Origin of the sequence: Streptomyces sp. NBC_00435 (assembly GCF_036014235.1) — a bacterium.
In the GTDB taxonomy this organism is placed as follows: domain Bacteria; phylum Actinomycetota; class Actinomycetes; order Streptomycetales; family Streptomycetaceae; genus Streptomyces.
Window position 1 is genome coordinate 7,088,776 of record NZ_CP107924.1, and the last position, 15,859, is coordinate 7,104,634.

The 15,859-nt window shown below is 71.6% G+C and carries 13 protein-coding genes; 6 read left to right on the top strand and 7 right to left on the bottom strand.

The features are described 5' to 3' along the window. Positions 1-7 precede the first annotated feature (7 nt). On the bottom strand, positions 8-469 hold the full coding sequence (locus OG389_RS31970; RefSeq protein ID WP_328302125.1) for a universal stress protein: 462 nt from the start codon (positions 467-469) through the stop codon (positions 8-10). Positions 470-529: 60 nt separating this feature from the next. Between OG389_RS31970 and lysX the strand changes: the two genes are divergently transcribed. Continuing rightward, positions 530-3,841 carry a bifunctional lysylphosphatidylglycerol synthetase/lysine--tRNA ligase LysX gene (lysX, locus tag OG389_RS31975; RefSeq protein WP_328302127.1) on the top strand — a complete coding sequence of 1,104 codons (3,312 nt, stop codon included), beginning with the start codon at positions 530-532 and terminating at the stop codon, positions 3,839-3,841. Between the two features lie 130 nt (positions 3,842-3,971). Then, complete coding sequence (locus OG389_RS31980; protein WP_328302129.1) at positions 3,972-4,874, top strand: polysaccharide deacetylase family protein; 903 nt, start codon at positions 3,972-3,974, stop codon at positions 4,872-4,874. 86 nt (positions 4,875-4,960) lie between these two features. Here the strand turns inward: OG389_RS31980 and OG389_RS31985 are convergent, their stop codons facing one another. Then, on the bottom strand, positions 4,961-5,650 hold the full coding sequence (locus OG389_RS31985) for a class F sortase (RefSeq protein ID WP_328302131.1): 690 nt from the start codon (positions 5,648-5,650) through the stop codon (positions 4,961-4,963). 353 nt (positions 5,651-6,003) lie between these two features. On the opposite strand from OG389_RS31985, the gene OG389_RS31990 reads away from it, so the two are divergent. Continuing rightward, positions 6,004-6,498 carry a hypothetical protein gene (locus OG389_RS31990; protein WP_328302133.1) on the top strand — a complete coding sequence of 165 codons (495 nt, stop codon included), beginning with the start codon at positions 6,004-6,006 and terminating at the stop codon, positions 6,496-6,498. Positions 6,499-6,616: 118 nt separating this feature from the next. On the opposite strand, the gene OG389_RS31995 is transcribed toward OG389_RS31990, so the two are convergent. The 3 genes from OG389_RS31995 to OG389_RS32005 form a co-directional block, all read right to left on the bottom strand. Beyond that, positions 6,617-7,279: a hypothetical protein gene (locus OG389_RS31995; RefSeq protein WP_328302135.1), complete on the bottom strand. Its 663-nt coding sequence runs from the start codon at positions 7,277-7,279 to the stop codon at positions 6,617-6,619. Positions 7,280-7,480: 201 nt separating this feature from the next. After that, positions 7,481-8,251: a bestrophin-like domain gene (locus tag OG389_RS32000; RefSeq protein ID WP_328302137.1), complete on the bottom strand. Its 771-nt coding sequence runs from the start codon at positions 8,249-8,251 to the stop codon at positions 7,481-7,483. 39 nt (positions 8,252-8,290) lie between these two features. After that, the gene (locus tag OG389_RS32005) at positions 8,291-8,539 is read right to left on the bottom strand and encodes a hypothetical protein (RefSeq protein WP_328302139.1); all 249 of its coding nucleotides are present in this window, start codon (positions 8,537-8,539) and stop codon (positions 8,291-8,293) included. Between the two features lie 825 nt (positions 8,540-9,364). On the opposite strand from OG389_RS32005, the gene OG389_RS32010 reads away from it, so the two are divergent. Continuing rightward, positions 9,365-10,195, top strand: coding sequence for an SAM-dependent methyltransferase (locus tag OG389_RS32010; RefSeq protein ID WP_328302141.1), 831 nt, complete (start codon positions 9,365-9,367; stop codon positions 10,193-10,195). Then, a complete protein-coding gene (locus tag OG389_RS32015; RefSeq protein ID WP_328302143.1) occupies positions 10,192-12,381 on the top strand; it encodes a putative bifunctional diguanylate cyclase/phosphodiesterase in 2,190 nt (729 codons plus the stop codon). The genes OG389_RS32010 and OG389_RS32015 overlap by 4 nt, the downstream gene beginning before the upstream one ends. Before the next feature lie 112 nt (positions 12,382-12,493). Here OG389_RS32015 and OG389_RS32020 read toward each other — a convergent pair whose 3' ends face one another. Next, entirely contained in the window at positions 12,494-13,579 is a 1,086-nt protein-coding gene (locus tag OG389_RS32020; RefSeq protein ID WP_328302145.1) for an FAD-dependent monooxygenase, read from the bottom strand. Between the two features lie 107 nt (positions 13,580-13,686). Between OG389_RS32020 and OG389_RS32025 the strand changes: the two genes are divergently transcribed. Continuing rightward, positions 13,687-14,331 (top strand): TetR family transcriptional regulator, encoded by a 645-nt coding sequence (locus OG389_RS32025; RefSeq protein ID WP_328302147.1) that lies wholly within the window; start codon positions 13,687-13,689, stop codon positions 14,329-14,331. A gap of 273 nt (positions 14,332-14,604) precedes the next feature. Here OG389_RS32025 and OG389_RS32030 read toward each other — a convergent pair whose 3' ends face one another. Continuing rightward, the gene (locus OG389_RS32030) at positions 14,605-15,807 is read right to left on the bottom strand and encodes an IS110 family transposase (RefSeq protein WP_328304257.1); all 1,203 of its coding nucleotides are present in this window, start codon (positions 15,805-15,807) and stop codon (positions 14,605-14,607) included. Between the last annotated feature and the right edge of the window lie 52 nt (positions 15,808-15,859).

A 15,859-nucleotide genomic window follows, 5' to 3' on the forward strand; every position in this document is an offset into this window, starting at 1 on the left:
CACCGTTCTAGGGAACCACGGTCACCGGCCAGCGGCCCGCCTTCACCAGGCGGACCGCCACCGACCCCACGATCCGGTGCCCGGCCTGCTCCGAGGCCCCCACCACCACCGCGTCCGCCGTCAGCTCCTCCGCCGCGCTCACCAGCCCGGCGTACGGATCCCCGCGGAAGGTGTGGAACTGCCAGCGGAGGTCGTAGACGCCCTTCAGGCGCTCCGCGGACTCCCGGATCTCGGCCACCAGGCCCTCGGCGATCTCCTCGGTGGCATCGGCCACCGGCGCGCCCAGCGAAGCCCCGGCCGGCATCACCGGCTGGACGTACACCAGCGCCAGCAGTGCGTTCTGGCGCCGCGCCAGCCCCGCGGCGTAGGCGGCCGCGCGGAGCGAGGACTCCGACCCGTCCACCCCGGCGAGGATCACCTTCGGGCCGTCCGTACCGCGCTCGAATCCCGTACTCACGTGCTCTGTCACCCTCCCGAGGCTAACCGGCTCGCCGCGCGAAGGGGCGCCGCCCTCCCTACAGTGCGAACCATGAGTGCCACCGTGGAGGAGACGCGCGGGACGCGCGGGACCCGGAACCGGTTCCTGAACCGGGTGCCAGATGCCTTCGGGGCGTTCTTCGGAACGCTCGGGCTGCTCTGCGCCCTGCTGGCGCTGTCACCGACGCTGCGGCGCCTGCTCCGGCACATCGTGCGCTTCCTCGACGCCGTCGTGGTCCCGGTCAGCGCGAACCTCGCCTACGCCGTCTTCCTCTTCCTGCTCGCCGCGGCCCTCGGCATGCGCAAGAAGGTCGCCTGGTGGATCGTCGTCACCTATTTGGCCCTGTTGCTCCTGACCGACGTGCTGATCATCGCGGACGAGGACTACTGGGTCGGCTTCCCCTCCATGGCCATCGCCGTGGCCGCCCTCGTGATCCTCATCGCCGGGCGCAAGGAGTTCAACGCCGCCTCCCGCCCCGGGGCCCTGTGGCGGGCCATGCTCGTGCTCGGCCTCGGCCTGCTCGCGGCCGTGTTCCTCGGCTGGGGCCTCGTCGCCCTGTTCCCCGGGAACCTGCCCAAGGGGCAGTGGCTGGACTGGGCCGCCAAACAGGTCTTCGGCGGGCTGTTCTCGGGCCGTGAGTTCGACGGCCACCCGCCCAGGCCCCTGTACTTCCTGCTCGGCCTCTTCGGCGCCCTCGCCCTGCTGAACGCCGCCGCCACCCTCTTCCGCTCCCAGCGGCTGACCGCCGCCCTGCACGGCGACGAGGAGCCCCGCATCCGCGCTCTGCTGGGCGCCTACGGGCGGGCCGACTCCCTCGGCTACTTCGCCACCCGGCGCGACAAGGCCGTCGTCTTCGCCCCGAACGGCAAGGCCGCCGTCACCTACCGGGTCGAGGCCGGAGTCTGCCTCGGCAGCGGTGACCCCGTCGGCGACCCGGCCGCGTGGACCCCCGCCATCGACGCCTGGCTCGCCGTGGCCCGGCGCTACGGCTGGCAGCCCGCCGTCATGGGAGCCTCCGAGGACGGCGCGACCGCGTACGCCCGCTCCGGGCTCAGCGCCCTCCAGCTCGGTGACGAGGCGATCCTGCACGTCGCCCACTTCGACCTCGACGGCCGCGACATGCGCGTGACCCGGCAGGCCGTCAACCGGGTCAGGCGCACCGGAGCCACCACCGTCATCCGCCGCCACTCCGCCCTCTCCGAGGACGAGATGCAGATGATCGTGGACCGGGCCGACAAATGGCGCGACACCGAGACCGAACGCGGTTTCTCCATGGCCCTCGACCGGCTCGGGGACTCCGCCGACGGGGACTGCCTGCTCGTGGAGGCCTTCGACGACAAGGACGAGCTGATCGCCCTGCTGTCCTTCGTGCCCTGGGGCAAGGACGGCATCTCCCTCGACCTGATGCGCCGCGACCGCGCCGCCCCCAACGGGGTCATGGAGTTCATGGTCGCCGAGCTCTGCGCCGCGGCCCCGGGCCTGGGCGTGCGCCGGATCTCCCTCAACTTCGCCGTGTTCCGCTCCGCCTTCGAGGAAGGCGGCCGGATCGGCGCCGGCCCCGTCCTGAAGCTGTGGCGCAAGCTGCTGCTGTTCTTCTCCAAGTGGTGGCAGTTGGAGGCGCTGTACCGCTCGAACGTCAAGTACGGCCCCGAGTGGTACCCGCGGTTCCTCTGCTACCAGGACGCCGGCTCGCTCGCCCGCGTCAGCCTCGCCTCCGGCATCGCCGAGGGCTTCGTGTCCGTGCCCAGCATGCGCACCCTGTGGGGCAACGGGCACCCGCGCGGGCTCACCGCCCCCGCCACCACCGCAGGCCTGCCGCCCATCGATTCCCTGGGGCTGGAGTCCGCGGGGGAGGAGGAAGCGGGCGGGCAGGACGAGCGGCTGCCCGAACAGGTCCGGGTCCGCCACGAGAAGCTGGAGCGGATCCGCGCGTCCGGCACCGATCCGTACCCCGTGGGCATCCGGCAGCGGACGCACACCGTCGCCGAACTGAAAGCCGCCCACCCCGGCCACCCCGCCGGCACCCGGACCGGATCCCCGGTCACCGTCGCCGGCCGCGTGATGGTCGTGCGCGACCTCGGCGGCGTGGTCTTCGCCGTGCTGCGGGACTGGTCCGGCGACGTCCAGCTGATGTTCACCCGGGACGAGGCGGGCGCCGCGGTACTCGACACCTTCACCTCCCAGGTCGACTTCGGCGACCACGTCGTCGCGAGCGGCGAGGTCGGTGCCAGCAGGAGCGGCGAACTGTCCGTCGTCGTCGACTCCTGGCAGCTCACCGGCAAGTGCCTGCGCCCGCTGCCCGACAAGCGCAAGGGTCTCGCCGACCCCGAGGCCCGGGTCCGGCGGCGCTACCTCGACCTGGTCGCCAGCCCCGAGGCGCGTGACGTCGTACGGGCCCGGTCCAGCGCCGTCCAGGCCCTGCGGCAGGGGCTGCTGGAGCGGGGCTACCTGGAGGTCGAGACCCCGATGCTCCAGCAGATCCACGGCGGGGCCAACGCGCGGCCGTTCCGCACCCACATCAACGCCTACGACCTCGACCTGTACCTGCGCATCGCCCCCGAGCTGTACCTGAAGCGCCTGTGCGTGGGCGGCATGGAGAAGGTATTCGAGATGGGCCGCACCTTCCGCAACGAGGGCGTCTCCTACAAGCACAACCCCGAGTTCACGATGTTGGAGGCCTACCAGGCCTTCGCCGACTACGACGTGATGCTCGACCTGACGCGCGAGCTGATCCAGAGCGCCGCCACGGCAGCCTTCGGCTCGCCGATCGCGCACAAGGCCGGCCCGGACGGCAAGCTCGTCGTCCACGACATCTCCGGGGCCTGGCCGGTCAAGACCATGTACGGGGCGATCAGCGAGGCCCTCGGCGAGGAGGTCGACGCCGATACGGAGGAGGCCGTCCTCAGAAGGCACTGCGACCGCGCGGCCGTACCGCACACCCCCGAGAACACGCGGGGCGACGTGGTACTGGAGATGTACGAGCGGCTGGTCGAGGAGCGGACCAAGCTGCCCACCTTCTACAAGGACTTCCCGACCGACGTCTCGCCGCTCACCCGGCAGCACCGCAAGGACCCCCGGCTCGCGGAGCGCTGGGACCTGGTGGCCTTCGGGACCGAACTGGGCACCGCCTACTCGGAGCTGACCGACCCCGTCGAACAGCGGCGCCGGCTCACCGCGCAGTCGCTGCTGGCGGCGGGCGGCGACCCGGAGGCGATGGAGATCGACAACGACTTCCTGGACGCGCTGGAGTACGCGATGCCGCCGACCGGCGGGCTGGGGATCGGTGTGGACCGCCTCGTCATGTTCCTCACGGGTCTGACGATCCGCGAGACGCTGCCGTTCCCGCTGGTGCGGCGCGGCTGACCGGCGGGGCGGTGCGCCGGTCGGCGGAGCAGTGCGCCGATCGGCGCAGCGGTGCGCTGATCGGGTGAGCGGGGCGGGGTGCGTCCGCGCCTCTCGACATCTCCCGGGATGTCGTTGATACGTAGTAGTAATGAAAAATGACGAGCCGACAGTAGGGCGACGCGTGCTCCTGCGCTCCGCCGTCTTCCTCGGAGTCGCCGCGGCGGCCGGACTGCTGACGGGTGGCGAGAGCGACTTCCCGGCGCCCGGAACCCAGGGTGCGCCCCCACCCCTGCCCGGCGGCCCCGGCGGCCCCGCGGGTCCAGGCCCCCTCGCCGGAGCCCCCGGGCACGCGCAGCTCCCGCGCGGATCCGCGTACCGGCTCCAGCCCATGACCTCCGAGGGGATCCCCGAGCGCGCGCACCCGGCGAAACCCGCCGTGCGCACCCGGCCGATCCTGCAACTGCCGGCCGACGCGAGAACGGCCGGCGCCATGACCCTCACCTTCGACGACGGCCCCGACCCCCGCTACACGCCGGGCATCCTGGACACCCTCGCCCGCCACCGCGTACGGGCCATGTTCTTCGTCTGCGGGGAAATGGCCGTGGACAACCAGGACCTGCTGCGCCGGATGGAGGCAGAGGGGCACCTCATCGGCAACCACACCTGGACCCACCCGCAGCTCACCAAGCTCAGCCGGCCGGCGATGGCCTCCGAGATCGGCCGCACCAGCGAGATCGTGGAAAAGGCCGTCGGAGAGGCCCCCCTGTGGTTCCGGGCACCCTACGGGGCGTGGAACCGGGCCGCCTTCGAGATCGGCTCGGAGCTGGGCATGGAGCCGATCGCCTGGACCGTGGACACCCTCGACTGGACGGAACCCGGTACCGCCACCATCGTGTCGCGGGCCCTGAAGGGGGCGGCGCCGGGTGTCATCGTGCTGAACCACGACGCCGGCGGCAACCGCTCGCAGAGCGTGCAGGCGGTGGCGACCTACCTCCCGCAGCTGCTCGCCCGTGGGTACCGGATGACGCTCCCGGCCATGCCGCCACGGTGACGCCGACCTGGTGACGCCGTCGGGCCCGGGGGCAGACCCCGGGCCCGACGGCACTGGCGTGCGTCACGCCTCCTGCCACAGGTCGGTCAGCGGGCCTCCACCATCCGCGCGAAGACGACGACGTTGCCGTCGTAGCCACGCGCCTTCGAGTAGCCGCCGCCGCACGTGATCACCCGGAGCTCCGGTTGTCCGGTGTCCCCGTACACCCGGGCTCCTGGGAAGGCGTTCTTGGAGAACACCTCCACGCCGTACACCTCGAACACCGCCGTGCGCCCGTCGTAGCGCGCCACCTCGATGCGGCCGCCCTTCTGGACCGAGCCCAGGCCGTAGAAGACCGCCGGGCCCTGTGCGTTGTCCACGTGGCCCACGATCACCGCCGAACCCCGCTGACCCGGCGAGATGCCGTTGAGGTACCAGCCCGCAAGGTTCTTCTCCTGCGGAGGCGGTGCGTCGATCCAGCCCGTCGCGTCCAGCCCGACCGTCATCACCGGCGCGTCCACGCCGATCGACGGGATCCGGATGCGCTGCACCGACGAGTGCTCCAGCGCCTCCACCTCCGGCGCCGCCGTGGGCGCCTCGGCGGGCGCCCGGTCCGCCTGCGGCGCTACCGTCGCCCCGGCCGGTGCTCCGACCGCCGCCGCGGCGGCAGGCTGCGGAGGTCCGGCGCCGACATCGGCTCCGTTGCGCATCATGGCGAGGCCGGTGAGCATGACCAGCGCGATGGCGCCCCAGGGGGAGCGCCTCCTCGGTGGCCTCTCACTCTCGTCCTCGGTCATGGTTCTCCCTTCCCGACGCGGGGGTCCCGACCCGCGTTCCTGTCCCACCCCTTTACGCCCTACTTCACGCACGCTAAGGCGGTGCGCGCGGGACGGCGATCGGGGAAGGGCGAACGGGTGGTGGGGGCCGGAAGGGGTGCGCCCATCCAGGTAATCGTCACATAAATGTCTGACGGGTCGTGACCTGCGGATCCGTCAGCAAACGCGTCCGCGCTTCGGCGTGTCGCTCAACCTTGCGGCCCAAAGCCGGAAATGCGCTGGTTGCGGACCGCCCCGAGGGTTCGTGATGGGAGGCGTTCTCGTCGATCTGCCCGGGCCACCGCTCCGGGGCGCTTCCCGCTGGAGGTTCCACCATGCGTGCTTCTCGCGCCCTCGCCGTGACCGCGGCGGCGTTCGCCGCCGTCGGACTCGCCACACCTGTCGCCGTCGCAAATCCGCCGGGCGGCGGTGGGCCAAGCAACGTGACGGTCAACCCGTACTCCGTGCACCAGGGCTCCACGATGCAGGTCAGCGCGGCCGGCTGCGGCCACGGTGGCATCGTCTTCTCGCAGGGCAACTTTCCCCAGACCAACCTGTCGGCCGGCTCCATCGGCTTCGCGACCGTCCGGGTCTTCAACCACGCTTCGCCCGGACACCACACGCTGTCGGTCAAGTGCCACGACAACAGCCTCGTCGCCACGCACCGCTTCACGATCCTGGACGGCAACGGCGCCCAGGGCGGTATCGGCGGCTCCTTCGGCCCGTCCGCCACCGAGACCGCCATCGGCGCGGCCCTCGTCGGCTCGGCGGCCCTCGGCGCCGGCGTCCACGTGATGCGCCGGCGACGTCCGATCCGCGGCCGGGCCTGACCGGCCGACCTCCCCGGTCGGCCCGAACAACCGCCGGTCGCCCCGAGTCCTGGCCAGGACTCGGGGCGACCGGCGGTTGCGGGCTGTTCGGTTGGACCGGAGGGCGGCCGGGAGGGGGTCAGTGGACGCGCCGGATGTCACGGCGCCGCAGTGCGTACCCCAGGCCGACCAGCCCGCCCAGGACGAGGCCCGCTCCGGCGCCGAGTTCCATCGGCTTGAGCTTGGCCACGCTGCCGCCCAGGCCGCCGCGGACGCCCAGGGCTGCGCTCTTTGAGGGGCTCGTACCGGTACCGGCACTCGTGCCCCTGCTCGCACCCGTGGTGGGGCGTGTGGTGGGGCGTGTGGTGGGGCCCCGGCTCGGAGCGGTGCCGGTGCCCGTACGGCTCCCGGTGGTCGAGCTGGTCGTCGGTTTGCTGGTGCCGCCCGCGATCGTGAGGTCGGCCGAGCCGGTCTCGCCCGCGCAGGTGAAGGAGACGGAGTACTGGGCCCCCCGCCGCGCGTCCCGGTCCACGGTGACCCGTGCGGTCTTGCCCCGCTCGATGCTCACGGTGTCGAAGACCCCGGAGGAGACGGTGGCGAAGGCGGCGTTGCAGCCGGTGACGGACAGCACCGTCTGGCCGCCCGGGGCGACCGTCGAGGGGGTGATGGCGAAACCGAACGAGGTGATGGGCGCGGACTCGGCCGCGCTCACGACGGGCACGGCGGCCGCGCCGAGTACGAGGGCCGCACCCGCGGCGGCGGCGCCCAACAGGGCGGTGGGGGAGGTGGGTATCGCGCCCATGGTTGATCTCCGGATCCCCGAGGAGCAGCCGCGGAACGGTTTCCGCACGTGGGGGGTCGTGCGCCTCGATGTCCGCCACGCTAGGTCCGGGCGCCGTGACCCGCGATCAGGAACGGGCGAATGGGGCATGGCGGTGGGCCGAACCGGGGACAGGAGGCCCGTCCCCGGTTTGCCGGGCTCCGGCAGCCGGCGGGAGCGGTGTCAGCCGTGCAGGCCCAAATGCGGGAACTGCGCGAGGAACGGCTCGGCGGTGGCGGCGATGCCCCGGCCGAAGGGTGCGTCGAAGTCCCAGATGAGGAAGAGCAGGAAGGCGATCAGCGCACTGAACAGGCCCGCCAGCAGCAGTTCCCGGAACGAACGCCTGATCTGCAAGGTGAAGATCAGCCCCACCGTCACCAGGGCCCCGGCGATCAGGCCGAACCACACCACCCCGGGCATGGTGGCCCCGGCGCTCTGGCCGCGTGCGTTGCGCGCGTCGTCGACGACGGCGACCTGGTCCACGAGCGGCTGGTACGCCTGGCCCTCGTGGTCGGTCCGCGGTTCGTAGTCCGTCACATCGCGGCGGACGCGTTCCAGCAGTTCCCCGCTGCGGTCGGTGAGGTTGCCGCTCTCGGCCATCTCCTTCCATTCGGTGTCCACGACGTAGGTCACGTAGGCGTCCACGTCGGACCGGATCCTCGTGCGCACGTCGGCCGGGTAGACCTCGGAGCGGACACTGATCTCGTGCAGGGCCTGAGATTCCTGGCGCACGTACTCCTGGGCGGCGCCGCGGCCCTCCCAGACGCCGGCGATCGCCAGACCCAGCACGATCGCGTAGATCACCCCGATCATCATCGTCATGTACTCGATGACGTCCGGGGTCTCGCTGGGATCGTCGTCCTCACCGATCCGGCGCTGGTTGAAAAAGGCGATGGACAGCACCACGGCACACGCGGCGGCCATCGCGAGGGACAGGACGAGCCATTCCGACAAGATGACTCCAAGTCGATTACGGGGTTGGTTAAGGGGCCTCTAGCGCGGGCGCAGCGCGATGATCGCGAGCACCGCGGGGGCCGCGGTCATCAAGGTGAAGGTCACCGGTGAGATGTGGTGCTCGACCGGCTTGCGCGCCGCCGCGTGGTACGAGGGGCGCGCGATCGCCTTCTTGGGCGCGGGCGCGGGGGCCGGTGCCGGGGCCGCCGCGGCCACCACGGGCACCCGGGGCGGTTTCGGCACCGGCTTGGGGGCCGGCTTCGGCGGGGGAGCGGGTGCCGCGTGCACGGGGGGCTTCGGCGCGGGTTTGGGCGGGGGCGGTGGGGGCTGCGGGGGTGGTGGTGTCGGCTTGGGCGGAGGTGTCGGGGGCGGCGGTGTCGGTTTGGGCGGCGGGGTGGGCTTGGGAGGGCACGGCGGGGGAGGGGGCGGGGGGCAAGGGGGATCGTGGTGATGGCCCCAGCCGTGTCCCCCGCCGTGCCCGCCGTGGTGGTCACGGTCGTGGTCGCGACCGTGACCGCGACCGCCCTGGACGCCCTGGACGTCCCGGACGATCTGGCTGGCCCGGTTGATCTGGTCGGTCCGGCTGGTCAGGTCCGCCCGGGCGCCGTGATGTCCGCCACCCCGGATTCCCCCGGTCGCGTCGCGGGCGAGGGACGCGACCAGCCTGGCGGCGCTCGCCCCGCCGTCGGCGTCGGTCGTCGCGTATGCGCTGCTATCGGCCACGGCCGGTGTCGTGGACAGCGCGGCCCACAGCAGGACCGGGACAGCCAGCAGGCGCCTGGAAGAGGCTCTTTTCACCCCGGGATCATGGGGTCGCGCGCGCCCGCGCGTGGAGAGGTTGAGTCCAGTTCGCCTGAACGGGTGAGGCGTTGGCTACGGAGGTTTGAGCCAGTCTTGAGGTTCGGGCGATCGGTCACCGACCTTTTCCCAAAAGGTATTTGTCGGTTTCGATCATTCCGTGGCTGCGGCCTCGCGCGGGCCTTTGACGTGTGACGAAGAACGGATCGCCAATTTCCGCTTTCGCTCGCTCCGTTGGGCAATGATCAGTACATTCGGCTCGGACAGGAGTCCGACCCGTCCGGACCGCTGCAGGACTGAAGGCTTGGAGACCCGATGGAGCGCCCCGCCTGGGCCCCGCAAGGCATCGACATATCGGTGCCGAGCGTGTCCCGCATCTACGATTACTACCTGGGCGGCTCCCACAATTTCGAGGTCGACAGGCAGGCAGCCCGGCGGGCCATGGAATTCATGCCGGGCCTGCCCAAGATCATGCAGGCCAACCGGGCATTCATGCGCCGTGCCGTCCGGTACGCCGTCGCCCAGGGCATCACGCAGTTCCTCGACATCGGCTCCGGCATCCCGACCTTCGGCAATGTCCACGAGGTCGCACAGGCCGCCAGCCCCGAGGCGCGCGTGGTCTACGTCGACCACGACCCGGTGGCCGTCGCCCACAGCCAGGCCGTCCTGGCCGGCGCCGAACGGACAGGCGTGGTCGCCGCCGATCTCCGCAAGCCGCAGGAGATCCTGGCCGCCCCCGAGACCGGCCTGGTGCTCGACCTGAACCGTCCGGTCGCCCTGCTGCTGGTCGCCGTCCTGCACTTCCTGGAGGACGCGGACGATCCCTACACGGCCGTCGCAGAGCTCCGCGACGCGCTGGCCCCCGGCAGCCTCCTGGTCCTCACGCACGCCTCCTACCAGGGGATCCCGCTCCCGGAGGAGGTCGCGGGCGGCGCGGTCGGGGTCTACCGGGACATCCGCAACCCGCTCGTCATGCGCGACGCGGAGCAGATCGGGCGCTTCTTCGACGGCTTCGGCCTGATCGAGCCCGGCCTGGTGTCGATGCCGAACTGGCGGCCGGACGGGGCCGACGGGCCGGAGGACGAGGCCGCGGACGAGGACCCGTACGCCTTCTCGGGCTTCGCGGGCGTGGGACGCAAGACGTGAGACTGCCGGCACAGACGGCGGGCGACACGGGCGCGCCACAGGGTGGTCTGGAGGACCGGATGGCACGGTTCGCGACCATCTGGGGCCGGGCGATCTTCCCGGTCACGGCGACCTCGCTCACCCGGAGCGAGTTCGAACAACACCTCGTGCCGCTCACCCGTACCCTCGTCGGGGCCCTGCGCGCACGCCCCTTCGACGCCTCCGTCGGCCAGCGCGTCGGCACGGAACTCGTCGCCGTGCACTGCACCGACCCGGAGGCCCTCTCCGGCACGCTCGGCGTCGTCGAGTCCTACCTGGTGCTGTACTGCGGTCCGGAGGGCCCCGACGCCGAGAGCGTCGAGGGGACCGAGGAGTACCGGTCCCGCTGCGCCCGGCTCCAGCACGGCATCGCGGCCGGATTCGCCCGCGCCCTGCGAGAGCGCACCCTCAAGGAGCAGGAGGCCATCGCCCGCTCCGCCCTGACCGCCCGCATCGACGCACAGCAGGCGCTGCACGCCAGCGAGGCCCGTTTCCGGGCTGTCTTCGAGGGCGCGGCCATCGGGATCGGCATCGCCGATCTTGAGGGCAACGTCCTGGAGGTCAACGACGCGCTGCTGCAGATGTTCGGCGGCATGGACGGACACGTCCGGGGCCGCAACGTCAGCGAATGGGGCCACCCCGACGACACCCCGCACGTCTGGCGGATGTACGGCGAACTCGTACGCGGCGAACGCGAGAACTACCGCGTCGAGAAGCCGTACTACCGGCACGACGGGACCGTCCTGTGGACCAACCTGACGGTCTCCCTGCTGCGCGACGCCGAGGGCGTGCCGCAGTACCAGCTGGCGCTGATGGAGGACACCACCGAGCGCCGGCTGCTGAACCTGCGGCTGCGCTACGAGGCCACCCATGACGCCCTGACCGGCCTGCCCAACCGCACGCTGTTCTTCGAACGCCTGGAGAAGGCCCTGGGCGGGGCCGGCGCCACCCGGTTCGGCCTGTGCTACCTCGATCTCGACGGCTTCAAGACGGTCAACGACAGCCTCGGCCACTCGGCCGGCGACCGGCTGCTGGTGGAGGTCGCCGACCGGCTGCAGAGCTGCGCGACCGGTCCGGGCGAGGTGGTCGCCCGGCTCGGCGGCGACGAGTTCGTGGCGCTGACCACAGGCCCCGACACGGAGGAGAAGGCCACCGAACTCGCCGTACGGATCCTCTCCGCACTCTCGGTCCCGATCCGGCTGGAAGGCCGGGAGCTGACGGTCCGGGGCAGCATCGGCATCGTCGAAGGTCCGGCGCGCGAGCGGACTCCCGCGGAGGTGCTGCGCAGCGCCGACATCACCATGTACCGGGCCAAGGCGGCCGGAGGCAACCGCTTCGAGTTCGCCGATGCCGCCGCCGACGCACGCGCCATCACCCGGCACGGCCTGACCAACGCCCTGCCCGCGGCGCTGGAACGTGGCGAGTTCTTCATCGAGTACCAGCCGCTCGTGCACATGCACGACGGCAGCGTGCACGGCGCGGAGGCACTGGTGCGCTGGTCGCACCCGCAGCACGGAGTGCTCGGCCCGGACCGCTTCATCCCGCTCGCCGAACGCACCGGACTGATCGTTCCCCTCGGCCGCTGGGTCCTGGAGGAGTCCGTCCGCCAGGCCCGCAACTGGCAGCACCAGCAGGGCGGCGCCACCCTGCGGATCAACGTCAACCTGTCACCGACCCAGCTGCACCACCCCGGCCTGGTCGCCGACACGATCCGCGTCCTGGAGTCCTCGGGCCTGGCCCCGGGCTCGCTGTGCCTGGAGGTCACCGAGTCGGCCCTGATAGGAGCCGACGACGAGCTCCTCGAACCGCTGCGCCGGCTCGCCGCCCTGGGCGTGGACATCGCCCTGGACGACTTCGGCACCGGCTACTCGAACCTGGCCAACCTGCGCCGCCTGCCCGTCAGTGTCCTGAAGCTGGACCGCTCCTTCACCAAGGGGATGCAGCAGCACCCCGCCAACCCGGTCGACGTCAAGATCGTGGAAGGCATAGTCGCCCTGGCCCACAGCCTCGAACTCGCCGTCACCGTCGAGGGCGTGGAAACAGGCGCTCAGGCCGCCCAGCTCCGTGCCCTCGGCTGCGACACGGCCCAGGGCTGGTACTACGCCCGCCCCGGCGCCCCGGACCGCATCCACGCCCTGTCCCTGTCGGACGCGGTACCCACCCTCTGAGCGGCGCCCGGGCCGGTCATCCCCGGGCCGGTCGCTCGCGGGCCAGCGCCGGGTCGGTGCTCGTGGGCCGGTCGCTCGCGGGCCAGCGCTGGGCCGGGCTCGGGCGGGCGGGTCACTCCAGGCCTGCCTCCGTGCCCCGGCCCGGCTCGCGGACGGCCGCCAGCACGCGCTCGTAGCGCTGGGCCGTGTCGGTCAGGAGATCGGCGGCCACCGGAAGCCGCTCGGCCTCGTACGCGTCGAGCGATTCCTCCCCGGCCGCCCCGGTGAGGGTGGCGGCCAGCGCCCGGCCGAGGGCGGCCGCGTCCTGGATGCCGGTGTTCATACCCAGTCCGCCGGCTATCGGGTGGACGTGTGCCGCGTCCCCGGCGAGGAGGACCCGGCCCTCGCGTATCCGGGTGGCCATGCGGACGTTGACCCGCCAGGTGGAGAGCCAGGTGGGCTCGGCCAGTCGTATCCCCGGGATCCGGGCGTGCCGGTCGAAGAGCCGCTGGAAGCTCTCCAGCGAGGGCGGTAGCGACTCGCCCCGTTCGTCCGTCTCGGGTGCGGCCTGCAGTTGGAAGGTGTCCGTCCCCGGCATCGGGCAGAGGAGTATCCCGCCGCCCTCCGAGGTGAACCACTGGTGCCAGAACTCGCGGCTGAGCCCCGGTGCCCGCACATCCCCGAGGACCATCGCCGGTTCCCTCTCCCCGCTCCCCTCGAAGGGGATCGCGAGGAGTTCGCGGGTGGTGCTGTGCCCGCCGTCGCACCCCGCCAGATACCCGGCTCCGATCACGGTGCCGTCCTCCAGCTCCGCGCGGACGCCGGCCGCGTCCTGACCGATCCCGGCGAGCCGGGATCCGTACTCGACGCGCACACCCAGCTCGGCCAGCCGGTCGCGAAGCGTCTCCTCGACCTGCCACTGCCCTATGAGCAGGCCTCCGTCGACGGTGGTGTCGTTGATGTGCTTCCCGTCGAAATATTTGCGCAGCACCACGCTTCCTCGGCCCTTTGTCGTCACGGCATCGGCTACGCCGAGCGCCTCGAAGACCTCGAGGCTGGCCGGCCGCAGTCCCTTGCCGCGCGATTCATGGTGCGGCGCCGAGCGGCTTTCGAGGATCCGCACGGCGATGCCCTGCTGGGCCAGGTGGCAGGCGAGCGTGAGGCCAGTCGGGCCGGAGCCCACGACCAGTACGTCAGGCAGGTCCACTGTGTTGGTCATTGGGCGTCCCCTCGTTCTGTCGTTGTCTCAAGGAAAGCGCCTTCCGGCGAAAAATGCAACCGGGTCACAAAAATAACCGGGTCACTCATTCGTGTTATCCTGTACCCATGGAGAACACGACGGGTCTGCGCGAGAACAAGAAGCTCCGTACGCGCCGCCAGCTGGCGGCCACGGCGCTGGAGCTCTTCCTGGAGCGCGGCTTCGACGCCGTCTCGGTGGCGGACGTCGCGGCGGCGGCCGAGGTCTCCAAGCCCACGCTGTTCCGCTACTTCGCCAGCAAGGAGGACCTGGTCCTCGACCGGTTCGCCGACCACCAGGACGAGGTGGCGCGCCTCGTGCGCGAGCGGGCCGCGGGGCAGACCCCGGTGGCGGCCGTGCGTGCGCACTTCCTGGCGGCGCTCGCCGAGCGGGATCCGATCACCGGGCTCTGCGACCATCCGAACGTGCTGGCCTTCCAGCGGCTGCTCTTCACCACCGCCAGCCTGGAGTCGCGGCTGTCGCACTACACCTCGCGGGAGGTGGAGCTGCTCGCCGCCGTGCTTGAAGTCGAATCGGTCGATCCGCTGACGGCGCGGCTTTCCGCGGAGTGCCTGGTCGGGGCGCGTCGGGAGCTCGGGCGGGAGAACTTTCGGCGGATCGACGCCGGGCGGAGTGCGGATGCGGCCTATTCGGCGGCTGTGGCTGATGCGGAGCGCGCCTTTGCTCTTCTGGCGGGTGGGCTCGACCGGGCTCTGCCCGTGGGTTCGGCCTGACCGGGCCCCTCCGGCCCGGCCCCCGGCCCCCGGCCCCCGGTCGCGGGTTCAGGGCCCGCCGCACCCGACCCCCGGTGTGTGCCGCTGCCCGGGGCCGTCCCCTACCCGCCCTTCCACCGTTCCCCGGGCTCCGCCCGGACCCTTGCCGTGTGCGGCACCGTTGCCGGGGGCCAGCCCCCGGACCCCCGCGCCTCAAACGCCGGCGAGGCTGGGGGTGGGGTTGAGGGTTGCCTCGGACGTCGGCGGGACGGGGGGGTGCCCCTATGGGTTTGGTCAAGGTGATGGGGCGGTCTGGGGTTCGTAGAAGGTGCCGTCTCGGAGCATGGCGAAGAGGACGTCGGCTCGTCGTCGGGCGAGGCAGAGGAGTGCTTGGGTGTGGTGTTTGCCCTGGCTGATCTTCTTGTCGTAGTAGGCCCGGGAGGCCGGGTCGGCGAGGGCTGCGAACGCGGAGAGGAAGAAGGCCCGTTTGAGCTGCTTGTTTCCGCGTCGGGATGGTTGCTCGCCGCGGATCGACGAACCGGAACTGCGGGTCGTCGGGGCGAGGCCGGCATAGGCAGCGAGGTGAGCGGCGGACGGGAACGAACTGCCGTCGCCGACGTCGATGAGGATGCGGGCTCCGGTCCTGACGCCGATCCCCGGCATGGACGTCAGGACCTTGGAAAGAGGGTGGAGCTCCAGCAGTTCCTCGATCCGGGCTGCGAGGAGTTTTCGCTGGTCAAGCACTGCCTGGAGAGAGTTGGCGAGGCTGGGGACGATCAATGCGGCCGCGTCGGTGCCCGGGACGACGACGGTCTGCTCGTCCAGAGCCGTGAAGATGTCCTCGACCAGCCGCTCGGCCATCCGCGGCGCCTTGGGACGTATCAAGGTCACGAGGCGACGGCGTCCGGCCTTGCGGATCTGGGCTGGGGAACCGAACTGGTCGAGGAGCTTGAGCACCGCCGGATGCTGCACTCGCGGGCCCAGGACCCGTTCCAGCGACGGATGGATCTGCGTGAGAAGGCCGCGGAGACGGTTGCTGATCCGGGTTGCCTCACCCGCGAGGTCGTCGTCGAAGCCGACGATCATCTCCAGCTCGGCGATGGTTTCCTCCTCGAGATCGACCGAGCGGAGCGTGTGGGGCATGACGCGGGCCGCGTCCGCGATGACGAACGCGTCGCGGGCATCAGTCTTGGCCTCGCCCGGATAGAGATCAGTGATCCGTCGCATCGTCAGCCCGGGCAGATAGGCGACCGGGCAGCCCATGTCCCTCGCGACTGCGAGCGGCAGAGCGCCGATGGAGGCCGGCTGGTCGACCACGACCAGCACGGTCCCGTGCTTGGCCTGCAGTCTCCCGAAGACCTCGCGGAGCTTGGGCTCACTGTTGGGCAGCCGCTTATCGAAGGCCTTCTTCCCGGCCGGCGTGACGGCGGTGGCGTGGTGTTCGCCCTTGCCGACGTCCAGGCCGAGGAAGGCGCCGATGCCGCTGATGTCGATCACGTGCGTCCTCCGGTCGTCCCCGTCGCCCGGCCGTCCCACGGCACCGATCGCC